Origin of the sequence: Afipia sp. GAS231, assembly GCF_900103365.1 — a bacterium.
Classification (GTDB): domain Bacteria; phylum Pseudomonadota; class Alphaproteobacteria; order Rhizobiales; family Xanthobacteraceae; genus Bradyrhizobium.
In genome coordinates this window covers 6070074-6089662 of the sequence record NZ_LT629703.1, presented here as the reverse complement: position 1 = coordinate 6089662, position 19589 = coordinate 6070074, and the positions used below count along the sequence as shown (strand labels likewise).

15 protein-coding genes are annotated in these 19589 nt (G+C 63.2%); 3 read left to right on the top strand and 12 right to left on the bottom strand.

What is annotated here, in order from left to right; all coding sequences use genetic code 11:
• Window positions 1–18: 18 nt before the first annotated feature.
• The 8 genes from BLS26_RS28775 to BLS26_RS28740 all read right to left on the bottom strand — a co-directional run bounded on the left by BLS26_RS28775 (window position 19) and on the right by BLS26_RS28740 (window position 9148).
• A complete protein-coding gene (locus BLS26_RS28775; RefSeq protein WP_092515882.1) occupies window positions 19–1101 on the bottom strand; it encodes an isocitrate/isopropylmalate dehydrogenase family protein in 1083 nt (360 codons plus the stop codon).
• A 138-nt stretch (window positions 1102–1239) separates the two neighbouring features.
• Window positions 1240–2310, bottom strand: a complete 1071-nt coding sequence (locus BLS26_RS28770) for an alcohol dehydrogenase (RefSeq protein WP_092518740.1) — start codon at window positions 2308–2310, stop codon at window positions 1240–1242.
• Between the two features lie 136 nt (window positions 2311–2446).
• Window positions 2447–3418 carry an ABC transporter ATP-binding protein gene (locus BLS26_RS28765; protein ID WP_092515881.1) on the bottom strand — a complete coding sequence of 324 codons (972 nt, stop codon included), beginning with the start codon at window positions 3416–3418 and terminating at the stop codon, window positions 2447–2449.
• On the bottom strand, window positions 3415–4395 hold the full coding sequence (locus tag BLS26_RS28760; RefSeq protein WP_244541718.1) for an ABC transporter ATP-binding protein: 981 nt from the start codon (window positions 4393–4395) through the stop codon (window positions 3415–3417). The genes BLS26_RS28765 and BLS26_RS28760 overlap by 4 nt, the downstream gene beginning before the upstream one ends.
• An 11-nt stretch (window positions 4396–4406) precedes the next feature.
• The gene (locus BLS26_RS28755) at window positions 4407–5279 is read right to left on the bottom strand and encodes an ABC transporter permease (protein ID WP_092515879.1); all 873 of its coding nucleotides are present in this window, start codon (window positions 5277–5279) and stop codon (window positions 4407–4409) included.
• Entirely contained in the window at window positions 5266–6216 is a 951-nt protein-coding gene (locus BLS26_RS28750; protein WP_092515878.1) for an ABC transporter permease, read from the bottom strand. The genes BLS26_RS28755 and BLS26_RS28750 overlap by 14 nt, the downstream gene beginning before the upstream one ends.
• A 6-nt stretch (window positions 6217–6222) precedes the next feature.
• Window positions 6223–7698 carry an ABC transporter substrate-binding protein gene (locus tag BLS26_RS28745; protein WP_244541717.1) on the bottom strand — a complete coding sequence of 492 codons (1476 nt, stop codon included), beginning with the start codon at window positions 7696–7698 and terminating at the stop codon, window positions 6223–6225.
• A gap of 244 nt (window positions 7699–7942) precedes the next feature.
• Complete coding sequence (locus BLS26_RS28740; RefSeq protein ID WP_092515876.1) at window positions 7943–9148, bottom strand: CaiB/BaiF CoA-transferase family protein; 1206 nt, start codon at window positions 9146–9148, stop codon at window positions 7943–7945.
• 233 nt (window positions 9149–9381) lie between these two features.
• Between BLS26_RS28740 and glgA the strand changes: the two genes are divergently transcribed.
• Window positions 9382–10770, top strand: a complete 1389-nt coding sequence (gene glgA / locus BLS26_RS28735) for a glycogen synthase GlgA (protein WP_371361045.1) — start codon at window positions 9382–9384, stop codon at window positions 10768–10770.
• Between the two features lie 8 nt (window positions 10771–10778).
• Here glgA and BLS26_RS28730 read toward each other — a convergent pair whose 3' ends face one another.
• The 4 genes from BLS26_RS28730 to BLS26_RS28715 all read right to left on the bottom strand — a co-directional run bounded on the left by BLS26_RS28730 (window position 10779) and on the right by BLS26_RS28715 (window position 16662).
• Window positions 10779–12062, bottom strand: a complete 1284-nt coding sequence (locus BLS26_RS28730) for an MFS transporter (protein ID WP_092515874.1) — start codon at window positions 12060–12062, stop codon at window positions 10779–10781.
• Between the two features lie 41 nt (window positions 12063–12103).
• Complete coding sequence (locus BLS26_RS28725) at window positions 12104–12592, bottom strand: PRC-barrel domain-containing protein (RefSeq protein WP_172804722.1); 489 nt, start codon at window positions 12590–12592, stop codon at window positions 12104–12106.
• 45 nt (window positions 12593–12637) lie between these two features.
• Entirely contained in the window at window positions 12638–14830 is a 2193-nt protein-coding gene (locus tag BLS26_RS28720; RefSeq protein WP_092515873.1) for an amylo-alpha-1,6-glucosidase, read from the bottom strand.
• 68 nt (window positions 14831–14898) lie between these two features.
• Window positions 14899–16662, bottom strand: coding sequence for an ABC transporter ATP-binding protein (locus BLS26_RS28715; RefSeq protein ID WP_092515872.1), 1764 nt, complete (start codon window positions 16660–16662; stop codon window positions 14899–14901).
• A gap of 301 nt (window positions 16663–16963) precedes the next feature.
• On the opposite strand from BLS26_RS28715, the gene BLS26_RS28710 reads away from it, so the two are divergent.
• Both BLS26_RS28710 and BLS26_RS28705 read left to right on the top strand, forming a co-directional pair.
• The gene (locus BLS26_RS28710) at window positions 16964–18034 is read left to right on the top strand and encodes a glycosyltransferase family 4 protein (RefSeq protein WP_092515871.1); all 1071 of its coding nucleotides are present in this window, start codon (window positions 16964–16966) and stop codon (window positions 18032–18034) included.
• A 288-nt stretch (window positions 18035–18322) separates the two neighbouring features.
• Complete coding sequence (locus BLS26_RS28705; RefSeq protein WP_092515870.1) at window positions 18323–19576, top strand: ABC transporter substrate-binding protein; 1254 nt, start codon at window positions 18323–18325, stop codon at window positions 19574–19576.
• Window positions 19577–19589 lie beyond the last annotated feature (13 nt).

Here is a 19589-nt window from a genome sequence, read left to right as displayed (position 1 = left end):
GCATGGCGTTTCTGACCACTACAGCGCCGCCAGCACGGCCCTGGCGATATCGTTGGTGCCGTTGCTGCCGCCGAATTCCATCGGCTTGATGCCGCCGGCATAGGCCTTGTCGACGGCGCGCTCGATGCGCTCGCCGGCTTCCGCCGCGCTTTCGAGGCCGTGCTTGTCGGCCAGCCAATCCAGCATCATCGCCGCCGACAGGATCATGCCGGTCGGGTTGGCCTTGCCCTGCCCCATGATATCGGGCGCGGTACCGTGGCAAGGCTGGAACACGGCGTGACGGTCGCCGATATCGGCCGACGGCGCCATGCCGAGGCCACCGATCAGGCCGGCGGCTAGGTCGGAGAGAATATCGCCGAACATGTTCTCGGTGACCGTGACGTCGAAATCCCAGGGACGCTTCACCAGCATCAGCGCGCAGGCGTCGACATAGAGCCGGTCGGCTTTGACGCCGGGATGACGCTTGGCCGCCTCGTCGAACATCTCGCGAAAAAACGCAAACGCCCTGAACACGTTGGCCTTGTCGACACAGGTCAACCCGCCGTTGGTGCGGCCGCGCGCCTTGCGGCGTTCGGCCAGACGGAACGAGAATTCGAACAGCCGCTCGGAGGTCTTGCGCGTGATGACCAGCGTCTCGCGCGCCTCGGTATCGGTGACAACACCCTTGCCCATCGAAGCGAACAGACCTTCGGTGGATTCCCTGATCAGGACAAAATCGATGCCGCGCTGGTCGGCACCGACGATCGGGCTCGGTACGCCCGGAACGAGCCGCGCCGGCCGTACGCCGGCATAAAGATCGAAATGAAAACGCAGTTCGATCTGCGGAGCGATCTCGGTGTTGTCGGGGTAGCGCACCGACGGCAGGCCGCAGGCGCCGAGCAGGATCGCGTCCGCCTCCTCGCACAGCTTGATCGTGCTGTCCGGCATCGACTTGCCGGTCGCGAGATAATTGTTGGCGCCGGCGGGCGCCTCGGTGAAGCGGAACTTCAGGTCCGTGGTCGCTTCAATCTTGCGCAAAACTTCGATCGCCGGCGCCATGACCTCCGGGCCGATGCCGTCGCCGCCGAGCACGGCGATGTGGAGCGCGCTATTTGCGGGCATGGAAGATTCCTGGCTCGAACGAGGTTTTTAGGCTCGTCATGCCCGGGCTTGTCCCGGGCATCCACGTCTTTGCTGCGCATCGGCAAGAAAGACGTGGATGGCCGGGACAAGCCCGGCCATGACGGAGGGACAGAGCACCTACGGTGTGAGCACCGCGCGGCCGACCAGCTTGCCCTTGTGCAAATCGTTCAACGCTTCATTGGCTTTCGCAAGCGGCATCGTCGTCACCGGGATCGGCGCGATCTTCTTGCTTCGCACCAGATCGAGCAATTCCTGGGTTTCGCGCAGGTTGCCGACATAGCTGCCCTGGATCGTGATCGCCTTGATCGGAATCAGCGGCAACGCCCAGGTCGCACCGCCGCCGAACAGACCAACGATCACGAGCTTGCCGCCCTTGGCGAGGCAGTCGAAGCCGAGTTGCGTGGTGGCGGCGTTGCCGACCAGATCGATCACGGCGCGGATCGGGCCGCCGGCCTTCTTGGCAAGCTGTTCCAGCGCGTCGGGTGCCTTGCCGTCGACGGTGGCGAGCGCACCGGCGGCCTCAGCCGCCTCGCGCTTGCGGGCGTCGATATCGACGACGATGGCACCCTTGCCGCCCATCGCCTTCAGCAGCGACAGCGCCATCAGGCCCAGCCCGCCGGCGCCAAAGATGACGATTGGCGAGTTCAGGGCGAATTCGACCTTCTTGATCGCGCTGTAGGTGGTGACGCCGGAGCAGGCATAGGGCGCGGCGGTGACGGGATCGAGGCCGTTCAGGTTCAACAGATACTTCGGATGCGGCACGGTCATGTGATCGGCATAACCGCCGTCGCAATAGACGCCGAGCGAATTCGGCTTGATGGCGCACATGTTCTCGTCGCCGCCGACGCAGGTCTCGCACTTGCCGCAGCCGAGCCACGGATAGGCCAGCGCGATGTCACCGGCCTTGAGCCCACCCTTGTCGGATTCCTTGACATCGGGTCCGAACGCCAGGATCTCGCCGACCGTCTCGTGCCCCATCGTGCGCGGCAGCGACACACCGCGATCCTTTAGCGACAGCGGCTTGCGGCCATGGCCGAGATCATAACCGCCTTCCCAGATGTGCAGGTCGCTATGGCAGACGCCGGCGGCCTTCACCTTGATCAGCACCTGCGTGCCGGTCGGCTGCGGCGTCGGCTGGTCCACCTCTTTCAGGGGGGCATTGAACTCGGCGACCTGGAAACTCTTCATCGCTTCTCTCCCGTAAGTCTTGTTATTGAAGGCATTCTTGTTCTTGAAGACATTCTTGTTCTTGAAGGCATTGTTGAGGCGGACCTTGCCACGTCCGCCCATGCGAGACAAACGGCGGACGGCCGCCTTTCGATATTCAGATCAGGGGATGATGGCAAGCCACGAGCTGGCCAGGCGCCACCGTGCGCAGTTCCGGCATCTCGGCGCTGCATTGCGCGTCCGCGCGCGGACAGCGGGTACGAAAACGGCATCCCGAGGGCGGCGCAATCGGCGATGGCGGTTCGCCAACCGGAACGGTTTCGGTGGGGCGGACATCCGGATCGGGCACCGGGATAGCCTCGATCAAGAGCGCGGTATAGGGATGCGCCGGCTTGGCGAACAGCTGCTCGGACGGACCGACTTCGCAGAGACGGCCGAGATACATCACCGCGACACGGTCGCTGACCGCCTTCACAACAGCCAGGTCGTGCGCAATGAACAGCAGCGTCAATCCATAGCGCGCCTTCATCTCTTCCAGCAGATTGAGGATCTGGGCGCGAATCGAAACGTCAAGCGCGGAGACCGGCTCGTCGCAGATGATGAATTCGGGGTTGAGCACCAGCGCGCGGGCGATGCAGATGCGCTGGCATTGCCCGCCGGAAAACTCGTGCGGAAGACGCCCGACCACCAGCGCCGGATCGAGGCCGACGGCGCTGAGCACTTCATCGACGAGCTGCTTTCGCTTCGTGGGATCCTTGACGCCTGAAATCACCAGCGGCTCGGCGACGATATCGCCGATCCGCCGCCGCGGGTTCAACGAGGCGATCGGATCCTGGAAGATCAGTTGCACGCGCCGGCGCATCAGCCGCAAGGTATCGCCCTGCATCACCGTGAGGTCCTGGCCGTCGAACAACACCTTTCCGGAAGTCGGCCGGCGCAACTGCAACACCGCGCGGCCGAGCGTCGACTTGCCGCAACCGGACTCGCCGACCAGCCCCAGCGTTTCGCCGCGGGCGATCTGCAGGCTGACACCGGAGACGGCATGCACGGTCCTGGCGCCGACGGGATATTCGACGACGAGATTGTTGACTTCGAGCAGCGGGTCTTTTGGTGCGGTCTGTTGCATCATGCGCTAACACCCGCGTGGCTCTCGATCGGGTGGAAGCAGGCGTATTGATGCTCAGGCGTCTCCGCTTCCGCCAGATCAGGCTTTTCGCTGTGACAACGCGCGACCGCATAGCGACAGCGCGGCGAGAACGAGCAGCCTTTCAGCGGCCGGGTCGGATCCGGCGGCCGCCCCGAGATTGCCGGCAGCGGCGTATGCGGCGCGGCATCGATCCGCGGCAACGCTGCGAGTAACGCCTCAGTGTAGGGCATCCGCATTCTCTTGAACAGCGCCGGCGTCGGCGCACGCGCGACCACGCGGCCGGCATACATCACGGCGACCTCGTCGGTACGGCCGGCAACGACACCGAGGTCATGGGTGATCAGGATCATCGCCATATGGCGGCGGCGCTGCTCCCGCGCCAACAGGTCGAGAATCTGTGCCTGGATGGTGACGTCGAGGGCGGTAGTCGGCTCATCCGCGATCAGCAGCTTCGGTTCGCAGGACAGCGCGATCGCAATCGCCACCCGCTGCCGCATGCCGCCGGAAAGCTGATGCGGGTATTGCGTCAGCCGCTGCTCGGGCGCGGGAATACCGACCGCCGCAAGCAATTCGACGCTGCGCCTGGTGGCTGTGGCCTGGTCGAGTTCGAGATGCTCCTGCAGCGTCTCGATCAATTGCGTGCCGATCGTCAGCACCGGATTGAGCGAGGTCATCGGGTCCTGAAACACCACCGCCAGCGAGCGGCCGCGCAGCTTGCGCAGCTTCTCGGGCGAAAGCTGTAGGAGATCCTGGCCGTCGAACATCACGCGGCCGGAGAGTTTTGCCTTCTTCGGCAGCAATTGCAGGATCGCCCGCGACAGCATGGTCTTGCCGCAGCCGGATTCGCCGACCACGCCGAGCGTTCGTCCGGCGCCGACGGTGAGATTGACATGGTCCACCGCGCGCAGATTGCCGCGCGGCGTCGGCAACTCGACGGCCACATTCTCGACGGAAAGCAAGGGCGCCTCGCTCACAGCGCGCCCTGCCTGGGATCGGTGAGTGCCCGCAGCGTGTCGCCGACGAGGTTAAAGGACAGCACGGTCAGAAACATCGCAATGGCCGGCAGGAACGCCAGCCGTGGCGCCACTTCGAGGCTTTCACGTCCCTCCCCGATCATGCTGCCCCAGCTCGAGATCGGCGGCGGCACGCCGAGCCCCAGGAACGACAACGCGCCCTCGACCACGATGGTGACGGCTACGCCGAGCAGGAAGAAGGCGAGCAGCGGCAGCAGCACGTTCGGCAGCAATTCGCGCAGCAGGATTCGCGCATGCGTGGCGCCGAGCGCTTGCGCCGCGATGACGAACTCGCGCCGCGCCAATGTCAGCGTCGATGCGCGCGCCACCCGCATGAAGGCGGGAACGCCGAGCACGCCGAGGATGCAGGTCAGATTGAAGATCGACTGGCCGAGAAAGGCCGTCACCGCGAGCGCCAGGATCAGCGGCGGGAATGCCAGCAGTACATCCATACTGCCGACCACCAGCGACTCGAACCGGCCTCGGAAATAGCCCGCGAGCATGCCGAGCGCGCCGCCGATAGTGACCCCGATAATCGGCGCGCAGATACCGACGACCAGCGAGATCCGCGCGCCGTAAATCAACCGGGCCAGTTCGTCGCGGCCGAGGCCGTCGGTGCCAAGCCAATGCTCCATCGAAAACGGCGCCCGCCGCTCCAGCATGTCCATGTCGGTTGGGCTCGGCAGCGGCAGCACATTGGCGAAGATCGCGACCGCGAACATCAAGGTCATCCAGCCGATCGCAAACCAGAACAGCAACCCCAGCCGCCGCCCGCGCCGGGTCGGCAGAGCCGAAACACTCTCGTCGAGGCTAAGTTCAAGCGTGGCCATGACGGATCCTGGGGTCGAGGATGGCGTAGAGCAGATCGACAATGAAGTTCATCACCACGAAGCCGGCGGCCACCAGCAGCACCACGCCCTGCAGGATGATGAGATCGCGCGTGTAGATCGCGCCGACCAGCAGCCGGCCGATCCCCGGCAATGCGAAGATGGTCTCGACGATCACCGTGCCGCCGATCAACCGCCCGATGTTGATTCCGGTGATCGTCACCAGCGTCAGCGACGAAGGTTTCAGCGCATGCACGAACAGGATGCGCGACGCCGTCAGGCCCTTGGCCTTGGCGAGCGCGATATAGTCTTCCTGCAGGGTTGCGATCATGTCCGAACGCAGCACACGCATGATGCCCGGCCATTCCGCGAGCGCCAGCGTGAGCGCAGGCAAAACCATGAAGCGCAGATTCGCGGCCGGATCCTCGGCGAACGGCACGTAGCCGGTCGCCGGCAACCAGCGCAGCTCGACCGCGAACAGATAGATCAGCAAGATCGCCGACAAAAACGCCGGCAAGGACAGCATCGCGAAGGCGCTGCCGGTCATGAAGCGGTCGAACGCGCTGCCGCTGCGGGCCGCGCAGACGATCGCCAGGGGAACGCCGATGGCGAGGCCGATGATCTCGGCCATGATCATCAGTTCGATCGAGACCGGAATCCGCTCGGCCACTGCCTGCAGCACGGTCTGGCCGGTACGGAACGAGCGTCCGAAATCGCCCTGCAGGATGTTTCCGAGCCAGCCGAAATAGCGGATCCAGATCGGCTGATCGAGCCCCATGTCATGGCGCAGCGCCGCGACCTTCTCCGGCGTCGCCTGATCGCCGAGGATCACGTAAGCGAGATCGCCCGGCAGCAGCGACGCGATGAAGAAGGTCAACAGCGATACGGCGATCAGGACCGGTATCAGATACAGCAGCCTGCGCGCGACAAAGAACAGCATGGAGGATTATTCCATCCAGACGTGGGACACGTCGATCACCCCGCTGTACATCTTCGGCAAGCCTTTCAGCTTGGAGGTTGAGATCGCGTAGTAGGTGTTCTGGAACGTCCAGAACCAAATCGCCTCCTTGTTGATGAGACGACTGATTGCGCAATAATCCTCGGTACGTTTTGCGGGGTCGGCAGTGGTGCGCGCGTGCTCCAGCAATTGGTCCAGTTCTGGATTGGAATAATTGGCGAGCGCGACCGGGCTGCCGGTGTGGAAGTTGGCGTACATCTGAACATCGGGATCGGCGAGATCGACGATCCGCCACGGCGTCAACTGGAACTGGCGCATGAAGGCGCGCGGCACCACGGTGGCCTGATCGATCTGCTCGATCTCCATGTTGGCACCGGCGCGCTTCCAGAACTGCTGCAGCACCTGCCCGACGTTCCGGCCGCGCGGAGTCGCGGTCACGATCATCTTGAAGTCGACCGGCTTGCCGTAGTCCTTGAGCAGTGCTTTGGCCTTCTCAATATCTTCCGGTAGCGCGCCATCGTCCTTGCATTTGACCCACGAACCGTCGCCGTAGGGGTTGGTGGTCGGCCGCGCCAGGCCGTTGGTGATCGCCTGCGACATCTTCTTGCGGTCGAGCGCCATCACCAGCGCCTGGCGCACGCGAACGTCGTCGAACGGCGCCACCTTGGTGTTGAAGGCATAGACCGCGGCGCCTGACCCGGCATAGGTATGCACCGTCATCTTCGGATCTTTTTGCGCCTTCTGAATATTGTCGGCGTCGTATTCGTCGTCCCAGACGATATCGGCCTCTCCGGATTGCAGGCTGGCGAACCGCGATTGCGCGTCCGGCAACGGCTTGAGGATAATTCGATCGAGGTAAACCTTGTCCTTGTTCCAGTAATCCGGATTCCTTTCCAGAACCAGGCGGTCGCCCGCCGTCCATGACTTCAGGATATAGGGACCGGTGCCGACCGGATTGCGATTGTAGTCGTCACCCTTGGTCTTCCATGCCGTCGGCGACTGCACGGAGTTGTTCGAACTCTGAATGGTCAGGATCGACGGAAAATTCACCGACGGATCGGTCAGGTTGTAGACCACCGTGTATTCGTCGGACGCCTGCACGTCCTTGACCGCGGCAAGATAGAAGGCGCAGCGGCATTTGTTGGCCGGATCTTTCTGGCGGTCGAAGTTGGCCTTGAAAGCTTCGGCATTGAACGGCGTACCGTCATGGAATTTGACGCCCTGACGCAGCTTGAACGTCCAGGTCTTGAAATCATCCGAACTGGTCCAGGACAGCGCCAGCTTCGGCACCGGCTGACCCTTGTCGTCGAGGCCTACGAGCGTATCGAAGATCGCAGCGGCAGCGGTTTCCGCCGAGGTATCGAACACGCCGACTTTCAGCGGATCGAAACCGGGAATATCGAGTTCGAGGCCGACGGTGATGCTGCCGCCGGATTTCTGGGCGCTGGCGGGCAATACGGACATTGCCATACCAAATCCCGCCACAAGAAATATTCGCGCGAGCGCACTCGAACGGATCGCCGCTTTCATAGATATTCCCTCCCAAAGACTCATCGGCCGTGTCGTTCGTCCGGTGTTCCGGATCGTCAATGACACCGGGCGAGATTGTCCGGAAATACCGTCGCGGGCAAGGCCGTTCGTAGCCTGCGGATGAAAAGCCGCAGGCGTTAATGCAGAAGTGAATATTGTCGTTTTGCGACGCGCGCGGTCAGCCCTGCGCCGCCACCGGTTGCTTGCCGGAAAATGCCTTGATCTCATCCTCCGACAGACCGGTCTCCTTGAGCAGGCGAAGCGTGTGTTCGCCGAGCGTCGACATCCGCTTTGCCGCCGACACTTTGGCACCCGACATCCGGAACGGCAGGTTGAGGACCTTGAAGGTTCCGCCGCCGTCCTCGACTTCGGCCAGCGCACCGCGATGGGCGATCTGCGGATCGCGCAACGCCTCGGCCACGGTGCGGTAGGCCGATGAGGGAACGCCTTCGTCATTGAGCGCGGCGAGACATTTTTCCGTTGTCACCACGCGCGACCACGCTTCGACGCCGTCCATCAGGCTGCCCCAGTTTTCGCGGCGGTCGGCATATCTGGCGAAGCGCGGATCGTTCACCCATTCCGGGTGGCCGATCACGTTCATCAGGCTCTGGAAGGTCTTTTCGCTGGCGATCGCGACCATGACATAGCCGTCGGCCGTTTCGATCGGGCCGAACATCGGCCGCTGTGTCGCCTTTACCTCAAATTGCGACCACTGCAATTCGTTCAGGGTGAGGCTCAGCATCGATTCCAGCATCGAGACGTCGATGTGCTGCCCCTTCTGGTTGGTCGAGCGCTGGTACAGCGCCGCCGAGATGGCGCCGAACGCATAGACGCCGGTGAGGACATCGGCGTGATAGATGCCGCAATAATCCGGCCGGCTCCGTCCGGGCTGATAGGCGAGATGCGCCATCTCATAGCCGGAGGCGGCGTGAATCACCGGCGCATAGGCCGGCAGTTCCGCCGACGGGCCGGTCTGGCCGTAGCCGGAGATCGAGCAATAGATCAGTTTTGGGTTGAGTTCATGCAATGAAGCGTAGTCGAGCTTCAGCCGCCGCATCACGCCGGGGCGAAAGTTTTCGACCAGGACGTCCGCGGACGCGACCAACCGGCGAACGGCTTCGAGGCCCTTCGGCGATTTCAGATCCAGCACCAGGCTGTTCTTGCCGACATTGAGCTGGCCGAAGGCGGTCGAACAGTTGTTGCGCATCGGCGGGCGGGTCCGCATCGTCTCGCCTTCCTCGGTTTCGATCTTGATGACCTCGGCGCCCATGTCGGCGAGCATCCGGGTACAGTGCGGTCCGGCGATCGTGGTCGAGAAATCGAGGACGCGCAGGCCGGCGAAGCTGCCTGTCAAATTCCTCTCATCGGTACCGGATATGGTCATTCTCGAAAGCTCCCTCGGCCGCACACGGCTCTTGGTTTTCTGGTTCGGCGTGACCCTAATTTGTGCAGCCTCGGCAGGGAAGCCTTTCCCTTCTCGGGGAACGGACAGCCCGGGCGGCGCGTTGTAGGCTCAGATGTAGAAAGTGGACCCATTCTTGCATTAGTTTCTTGCGTTGGTGTCACGGAAGGCGGCCTGAGGGGCGTTCCTTGAAAGTATTGTTCGTCACCACTGAAATGGATGATTTCGTCCGCGTCGGCGGCTTGGCCGCAGTGTCCGCGGCGCTTCCCCGGGCACTGCGGCCATGGAGCGACGTCCGGGTCATGCTCCCCGGCTACCGGGATGTCGTCGAACAGTTCACCCACATTGAAATTGTTGGGCAATGTGCCCCGTATGCGGACATGCCGGCATGTTCGCTCGGGCGGTCATCGACCCGGGACGGCCTGCCGATTTACGTCCTGCTCTGCCCGCAACTTTACGACCGGCCCGGCAACCCTTACGGCGACGAACAGGGGCGCGATTGGCCGGACAACGACATCCGCTTCGGGCGGTTTGCGTCGGCGGCGGCAGAGCTTGCCATGGGCACTCTGGACAAGAATTGGGCAGCCGATTTGGTCCACGCCAATGACTGGCAAGCCGCGCTGGTGCCGGCCTACCTCGCCTGGAAGAACTCAAGAATTCCTTCGATCCTCACCATCCACAACCTCGCCTATCAGGGCCTTTACCCCAAGGACTCGCTGCGCCGGATCGGAGCACCGGAAAGCTCGTTCCACATCGACGGGCTCGAATTCTACGACAAGATGTCCTTCCTCAAGGGCGGCCTCGTCTACGCCTCGCACCTCACTACCGTCAGCGCGACCTATGCCAGGGAGATCACGACGCCGGAACTTGGTTGCGGCCTGGAAGGCCTGCTGCGCCAGCGCTCGGACGCGTCAGAGCTGACCGGCATCCTGAACGGCATCGACGAAAGCTGGGATCCCCGCGCCTGCGCGCAACTGGCCCAGCAATTTGCCCCCGGCGATTGGGAAGGCAAACAGGCCAACGCCGACTACGTCCGCAAGCAGTTTGGCCTGGCGGTGTCGCGTGGTCCGATCTTCGGCCTGGTCGCCCGTCTCGTGCATCAGAAGGGCATCGACCTCGTGTTGTCCGCCGCCGACGAGATCATCGAGGCCGGCGGGCAGATTGTCGTCACCGGCAGCGGCGAGCCTGCGATCGAACAGGCCCTGGTCGATGCGCATCGGCGCAGGCCGGATGCGATCGGCGTCGTCATCGGCTTCAACGATGGACAGGCGCGGCGAATTTTTGCCGGCAGCGATTTCACCCTGATGCCGTCGCGGTTCGAACCGTGCGGGCTGAGCCAGATGTATGCGCAACGGTTCGGCTCGCTGCCGATCGGCCATCAGACCGGCGGGCTGGCCGAGACGATCGCAGACGGCGAAACCGGATTCCTGTTCTCGCAACCATCAGCGGAATCATTCCTCGGCGGCGTCCGCCGCGCCTTCGATGCCTTCAAGATGAAAGACCGCCTCGACTCGATGCGGCGCAGCGCGATGTCGCGATCGTTCAGCTGGGATCTTTCGGCGGCGCTTTACAACACGCTCTATCGCAAGGCCCTGTCGCTGTAACGTCGCCATCAGGCCATCTTCCGCCGCGTCTCCGGCATCAGCAGCCAGATCAACGCAAGTCCCAGCGCGGCAATGCCGGCCAGGCCGGTGAAAGCCATCGCGCTGCCGAACTTGTCGCTGACATAGCCGGCCAGCACCGTGCTCAGCGACGCACCGATGCCGGTGGCGGTACCGACGACGCCCTGCGCCAGATTGAAGTGGCCGCTTCCGAACGCGACGTCCGCCACGATCAACGGCACCATCACGCTGAGCACGGCTGCGGTGATGCCGTCGAACACCTGCACCATGACCAGGACGTAGGGGTCTTTCACCACGGCAAACAGCAATCCGCGAGTCGCCAGTGCCGCGAAGGCCAACAGCAACAACGGTCGCCTGCCCCAGACTTGCGCCCTGCGTCCAACCGACGGCGAGGCCAGCGCCACGATCGCCTGCGGCACGATGATGCAGGCGGCGATCAGCACCGGCGCCCATTGGCTCGATCGGGTCGTCACCACGCCGGCCATCAACGGCAGCATCGCCGCGTTCGCCAGTTGAAACAGCAATACGCTGCCGGCGAAGATCAGCAGCGGACGCTGTCGCAGCAAATGGAATACGTTGGTGTCGGCGATGCCGGCAGCCTCGCGCGCCAAAGCTCCATGGCACTGCGCCACATCGATCTCTTTTTCGCGGATTCGCGCCAGCGACAGCAGCGTCGGAACAGCGAGGATGAAGGTGACAAGAAAAACCGAACGGCTCGACATCAGGTAGCCGCACGCGCCCATCAGGGCCGCCGCGGAACCGTTGCCCAGCGATGCATAACGGGCGTTGCGCCCGAGCCGTTCCCCGATCGCGAGCGGTCCGACCAGACCCAGGCTGATCGCGGCGATCGCCGGACCGAGCACGCAACTCGCCAGCGCATGCAGCGTCGCTGCCGCCGTCACGACCGGGAAAATCGGCCATAACGCATAGGCCAGCGCGCTGCAGCCAATAGCGGCTACCGCCAGACCTGCCATCAGCCGCTCGGAACGCGCGGCATCGACAATGGCGCCACCCGGCATTTGCCCAAGCAGGCCGACGACACCGCCGATCGAAAGCACGAAACCGATCTCGACCTGCGTCCACTTTTGCGTCGTCAGATAAACCGCCACGAACGGCCCGAAGCCGGTCTGCACGTCGGCCAGAAAAAAGATGAACCAGTCGAGGCCGTGCTGGCTTGCAGGAGACGGCGCCGGCCGAGGGTCGAGCGGCAGGTCGGGAACCAACGGCACGATTTCGCTGCCGACGACGGATCGTTTGCGGCGATCGTCATCCATCCGGTCCAGCGAAGAGGAAAGACCTGCCAGATTGTGCTCCTCTAATGTTCAAAATCCCAGGGCTGCAAGCGACCGGCCGCGCCGAGCACAATGACCGGCGTGTCTTCCTTGTATTCCGGCGCTGCCGTTACCTGTTCCTTGGTCAATTCGAGCGTGACGCTGTCGCTCTTGCTGGCAACGCCGCCGAAACGCAACGCGTTCCAGTCGACCACGATCTTGCGGCTGCCGACGCCGAGGAAGCCGCCGAAATCGATGACCGCAGCGCGCACCGTTCCCTCGCGGTCCACGATCGCATCGACGATACGTCCCATGTCCTCGTCAGTGGGACTGCGGACATCGCGGCCGAGGATGCCATGTGCGTCTCGCGCGCCGATTACCGTTACGGACGGCGGCGGTGCCGGCTCCTTCGCGATGCTCCCCTGCGGCGCGACCTTGGCTGCAGGTGGCGCGACAGCGTCGTCAGCCGCCCTGACGGCGGCAGCCGCCGCGAGCGAGACGGCGAGTAACGTGATGAGAATGCCCGCACGCATGTGCGCCTCCCGAGTCCTTTGCAGAGTTGCCGATCGATGTACCCGTCAGTGGGTCAACACGATCGACACCTGAATTTCGCCACGCGTTCGCAGCACTTCCAGCGATACTTCCCCGCCGTGACGACGGACCCGCAGGTCGACGCTCGAGGCGCCAAGCCGCAGGTCGCGCAATGTCACTTCGTTGAGGAATTCAGGCAGGCGCGGATTACGCAGCCGGATCTCGCCGCGCGCGGCATCGAATTCCAGACCCAGCGCGGCCTCCAGCAGGCTGAAGGGCGTGGCGCTCGCCCAGGCCTGCGGAGCACACGCCACCGGATAGAGCACCGGTCCGCGCCGCCGTTCGCGCTGGAACCCGCAGAACAACTCGGGCAGCCGCCGCAGATCCATATAGCTGGCGGCGTCGAACAGGCCCTTGAAGAGATGCGCCACCGAATGCATCAGGCCATAGCGCGCGAAGCCGAGCGCAATAAGTGCATTATCGTGCGGCCAGATCGATCCGTCATGATACGACATCGGATTGTAGCGGGCTTCGCCGCGCGCCACGGTGCGGATGCCCCATCCCGAAAAGAATTTTTGGCTCATCAGGTCGGCGGCGACCCGGCGGGCGCGCTCGGGCCGGACGATGCCGGTGAACAGCAGTTGCCCGGCATTCGAGGTCCGGACCTTGCACGGCTGCTTGGCGCCGTCGAGCGCCAGCGCGTAGGTGCCGAGTTCCTCGCACCAGAAGGCGTCTTCGAAACGTTCGGCAAGCTGTACGGCTTCCGTTTCGAGACGGGCCGCGAGATCGATCTTTCCGAGGCGGTGGGCGCAACGCGCCGCCAGCAGCTTGCCGGCGAACACATAGCCCTGAACTTCCGCCAGCGCGATATAACCTTCGGCCAGCCGCCCATCGGCATGGAAGATGGCGTCGAAGGAATCCTTCCAGCCCTGATTGGCGAGCCCCTGCTCCGTGGCACGCCGGTATTCAATGAAGCCATCGCGATCGGGATCGCCGGGGCCGTCGATCCACTGCAGCGCCGCCTCGATCGCGGGCCACAATTCGACGAGCGTTTGTTCATCCGCGGTACGCTCGACGTAAAGGCCGGCGAGCAGGACGAACAGCGGCGTCGAATCGACGCTGCCGTAATATTGCGCGAACGGCACCTCGCGCAGCGCCGCCATCTCGCCGCCGCGCATCTCGTGCAGGATCTTGCCGGGCTCGGCATCGGCCAGCGGATCGGTCGCCTTGGCCTGGAAGAAGGCAAGCCGCCTGAGCACGCCTTGCGCGATGCGCGGATCGACCCACAGCATCTGCAACGCCGTGATCAGTCCGTCGCGGCCGAACGTGGTCGAATACCAGGGGATGCCGGCATAGGGGTATCTGCCCTGCGGCGTCTCGGTCATCAGCATGTTGAGATCGGCCATCGCCCGGCACAGCACTTCGTTGAAGATGCTGTTCGAGGTCTCGATACTTGCCGCCCCTTTCGTCGACTTCCGCATCTCGCGGCGATGCGCCAGCAAGCCACGGAAGAACGGCGCCGGCTTCTGCATGATCGGCCTGTTGCAGGACACCGCGATGAACAGCGAGGTCACCTGCCGAGGGGCCAGTTCGAAATGGTAGTTCGCCGCGTTGATCGCAAGCCGCGTCGGCTTCGGATCGAAATGCAGCGCGGTGATGCGCGGCTGATCGTCCAGCCCCTTATACTCGAACACGACGTCGGTGGGACCGAGCACCTTGCTCGACCCAACGCCCCTGCGCTCGCGCCGTTCGCCGCGCACCTCGAACAAATCGGCGAAATCGTTATCGAACAGCAGCGTCAGGTCGAAGCTCGCCGGCCGGTCGCCATGGTTTTGCAGCCCGATGCGCTGGTAGAAGGAACCGCGCCACAAAAAGATCGAACGCACGATGTGCAGCGTATCCTTCTGCAATGCCAGCCGGCCGTCGCGGTAGACGTCCGAATTGGTGAGGTCGACGGTCAGCGCCGAATTGTCGTCCCGCAAATTGGAGCCCAGCAGCAGCGGCTGCATATCGTCCAGCACCATTTCCAGCCGGGCGAGATAGCGCGTGTCGGCGTTGAATAATCCGTCGGGTCCGCCGGCAGATGCGCCGATGTCGCCATGGCTGTCCAGCACGATGAAGGTGTCGTCATGCTTGAGCGAGCGGCGCGGCCTTGCCGCGGGTCCCGTCATCGGAATGTAGAACGGCGATTCCGATATCTGCTCGACCGTTCGGATCGTCAGTTGCGTGACTTCGGCCATGTGAACCTCAGGCGATTTTGCTGGCGTTGCGATCGACGCACCCGGACGCAAACACTAAAGGACACAGATCAGGCCGCATGGGTCGCGAGACGCCCCATCTCCCGCGCGACCAATTCGCGATAGGGGCCCTTTCCCTTGACGAGAACATCCGGCGGACCATCGTCGATGATCCGGCCCCCCTGCAGCATCACCACACGATCGAAATTGCGCAGCGTGGCCAGACGATGCGCAATGGCAATAACGGTGCGTCCGCGCATCAGCCGGGACAGCGCTTCACGGATGGCTTCTTCGGATTCGCTGTCGAGCGCCGCAGTGGCTTCATCCAGCAACAGGATCGGTGCGTCTTTCAAAAAGGCGCGCGCAATCGCGATGCGCTGCCGCTGTCCGCCCGAGACCTTGATGCCGCGATCGCCCACCATGGTCGCCAACCCTTCCGGCAGGTCCTCGATGAAGTCGCAGCGTGCCGCGATCGCCGCGCGCAGCACCTCGTCATCGGTCGCACTCGGCCGTCCATAGCGGATGTTATCGAGGATCGAGCGATGGAACAGCGAGATATCCTGCGGCACGACCGAAATCGCTTCCCGCAGGCTTTGCTGCGTCACCCGCGAAATGTCCTGGCCGTCGATTGTGATCTTACCATGCTGGACGTCGTAAAAGCGTTGCAGCAGCGTGAACAGACTGGATTTTCCGCCGCCGGATTGACCGACCAGTCCGACCCGTTGGCCGGGCCGGATGCGCAGGCTGAACTTGTCGAACACCTGAGCCCCGCCCGGATAGCTAAACGAGACATTGTTGAAGGCGACCGCCGCACCGCTTTTGACCAGAGGCTCGGCCTCCGGATGGTCCTTCAACTCGTGCGGCTGCAGCAAGGTCGCGATCGCCTCGGTGAGGCGGGCAACATGCTGGGTAACGTCGACCAGCGCCACCGCGAGGTCGCGAGTGGCGCTCAGGATCGAAAGGCCGAGCGTGCAGACCAGAACGACGTCACCGGTGGTAGCGAGGCCCTGCTGCCAGAGATTGACCGCCCAGGCCAGCATGCCGATGGTGAGCACCACGGTCACGGCGGCGTGAGCCAAGCGCAATTTCTCGAGATAACGGAGGCTGCGACCGCGCGCGTCGAGTTCCCGATTGACCGTGGCATCGAACCGGTCGTGCTCATAACGGAGGCCGCAAAACGCGCGCACCAGCGGCATGTTGCTGATGACGTCGACCATCTCGCCATCAACCGCAGCGGCCTTGTTGGCAAAATCGTCATGCAACGGCTTGCCTGCCGCAGCCAGATGGAACATGGCCACCACCATCATTCCCGCGATCACGATCATCCCGAGCGACATCGGCACGCTGACGGTTCCAATCAACGCGATCGCGGACACGGTCGCGATGCATGGCGGCAACACGTTCCAGACAAACATGTTCTCGACCGTAAACACCGCATTCGATGTGGCGGTAATGCGGCTGGTGAGCATGCCCGGCAGCCGGTCCAGAAAATAGCTCGGTGCGTGGCCGGTCAGATGACGGAACATGTCACGCCGGAGATCGCCGGTGACGCCCACGAAGGTAAAGCTCGCTGTCCAACTTGCGATCCGCCACAGAAAGTTATCGGCAGCGATCAGCGACATGAGGAAAACGAATGCCAGCCATACGCCGCCTGCGTGCGGCCGGCCCGCTGACAGAGCGTCGACGATGTTCTTCACGCCGTATTGCGTGCCCACCGAGCAGGCAACCGCCGCAACGACGGCCGACAGAATGACCACATGTGCGGCGAGACGCTGGCGCAGATAGCGCAACACGAGGGGAAAGGGACGGTGCGCATATCCTGAAAGATTGTCCATAAATCTGCAAACCTGTTGAGAGTGAACGGGAATTCTACCGAGATATTTCGCGCACGATGACGTGAAGCAGGCGCGGGCTGGTTTCGCGGTGCGTGGCCATCACTGCGCAACATTTCTGCAGCATCAGCACAGGCACAAATCTGTTCGCGTCAGATGGCATCAGCAAGACGACCGTGTGGAAGGAACGTGCACGCACAGATCAAAAGGAACTTCGCAGATGCGGGAACGTTCCAGTCTAGGCATGCCGGTGCCGACTGTGGGCTGAGGGCCCCATTCATGATCACAATAAGGAGACGCAAAGATGCGCATCGCGCAGGTTGCCCCGTTGACGGAGGCAGTTCCCCCCAAATTGTACGGCGGGACCGAACGGGTCGTGCACTGGTTGACCGAGGAACTGGTGGCGTTGGGACACGACGTGACGCTGTTTGCGAGCGGCGATTCCAGGACATCAGCAAAGCTTGACGCCACCTGGCCAAAGGCGCTGCGCCTCGACGGCGCAGTGCGCGATCCTAACGCGCTGCACATGGTGATGCTCGAACGCGTCCGCCAGAAATGTGATGATGAAGAGTTCGATTTTCTCCACTTTCATCTCGACTACTATCCATTCTCGCTGTTCTGCCGGCAGCCGACACCGTTCCTGACCACGCTGCACGGCAGGCTCGACCTGCCGGAACACCAGCCGGTATTCTCAACCTTTTCCAAGGTTCCGGTGATCTCGATTTCCGACGCGCAACGGCGGCCGGTACCGCAGGCCAACTGGGTGCGGACCATCCACCATGGCCTGCCCGAGAAGCTGCTGACCCCGCAGCCGGTGAAGCCGTCATACCTCGCCGTGCTCGGCCGGATCGCGCCGGAAAAGGGTGTCGATCGCGCCATCAAGATCGCGACCCGCTGCGGCATCCCGCTGAAGATCGCCGCCAAGGTCGACCGTGCCGACCAGGAATATTACGACGAACTGATCGGTCCGTTGATCAAGGGCAATCCGCTGGTCGAATATATCGGCGAGATCAGCGACAAGGAGAAACCGGACTTCCTCTCAGGCGCCATCGGCCTGCTGGTTCCGATCGACTGGCCGGAGCCGTTCGGGCTCGTCATGATCGAAGCGATGGCCTGCGGCACGCCGGTCATCGCCTACAACCGTGGCTCGGTACCCGAGATCATCGAGCCAGGCATCACCGGCTTCATCGTTGAGGATGAGACCAGTGCCGTCGCTGTGGCCGACCGTCTGGCGCGACTTGACCGGGGGGTAATCCGCAAGCGGTTCGAGGAACGCTTCACGGCGCGTCGCATGGCGCTGGATTATCTCGCCGCCTATCGCAGCCTGACGGAAGCTGCGCAGCCGCGCATCAAGCTCGTCAGCAGCGCAGAGTAATTCGAAATGGCAGGCCCGCTTCCGTCGAAGCAGGCCGGCCCCTTGCCAAATTGTCAATAATATCACGCGGATCGGCGAGGCATTGCAACATGTTGCCGGCACAGCCTGGAGCCGCAGATCGCTCCGGCGCATATTGCAACGCACTCTCCCGCACGGGCCGTGCGACGCAAATCGCGCGGAAATCCGCTTTTAAATTGCTGAATTACATGCTCTTATACCCCTAAGGCTGACAGCCACAAAAGCGATCGGACAGGAAATCTGTACCGGCGTCGCAGGGGGAGTAACGGCATGAACAAGGATCGCAAGAACTCTGTCATTAATAATGCGGATCAAGGCCAGCCGCGTTCGAAGCGGCAAAGCCGGCGTCAGTTCCTGGTCAAGACCGGTGGCGTGCTTGCAGCCGGTGCCTTCGGTGCGGTTCCGCTGCGCGGCTGGGCGGCCGACCCCGTCAATATCGGCGCACTTTACCCGACCACCGGCGGCATGGCGCAGATCGGCGTCGGCTGCGTCGCCGCTGCCAAGCTCGCGGTCGAGATGGTCAATGAGGCCGGCGGCATCAAATCGCTCGGCGGCGCCAAGCTCAATCTGATCGTTTCCGACGTGCAGAGCGACACCACAGTGACGCGCACCGAAACCGACCGGCTGATCACCGGCAACAAGCTGTCGGCGATCCACGGCTGTTTCGCCAGCGCGCTCACGCTGATCGCCAGCGAAGTCTGCGAGCGCGCCAAGATGCCGATCATCACCGGCTCGAGCTCCGACCAGCTCAACAAGGGACGCACCTACACCTTCACGCCGTTTGCACGGGCTTCGCAATTTGCGAAAGCGCAGCTGCAGATGGCAAAACTCGTCGGCGACAAGCCGAAGGTCGCGGTGATCTTCGAGAATACCGCGTTCGGCACTTCGACCTCGAACGGCTTGAAGGAACTGGCGCCCGCCGAAGGCGTCGAGATCGTGATGTTCGAGCCCTATTCGGCCGGATTCACCGACGCCTCGCCGCTGATCAACAAGGTCAAGGCCTCCGGCGCCAACGCCCTGTTCTCGGTCTCCTATCTGAACGACCTCATCCTGATCGTGCGAACGGTCAAGCAGGTCGGTCTCAATGTCGCCATCAACGGCGGTTCGGGCGGCTTCGTCATTCCCGACTTCTACAAGAACGTCGGCAAGCTCGCGGAAGGTCTCCAGGGCGTAGCGCACTGGAACCATGACATGAGCGATGAGGCCCAGAAGGTGAATGCCGAATACAAGAAGCGCACCGGCGAATTCCTGTTCGAATATGCCGGCGGCCTGGTGGCGCAGACCTTCATGCTGGCGGATGCGCTGGAGCGCGCCGGTTCCGCCGATCCGCAGAAAGTTCGCGAGGCTCTCGCGACACTCGACGTGTCGAAGGGCTATGCTGCGATGGCGCCGGGCGGCAAAGTCAAGTTCGGGCCGGACGGCAAGAACATCTACGGCCATCCGGTCGGGGTGCAGTGGCAAAACGGCGATCTCGCGAGTGTCTTCCCCGATGAAGACAAGCGCGCCCCGCTGATGAAAACCTGACGCCGGACCAATT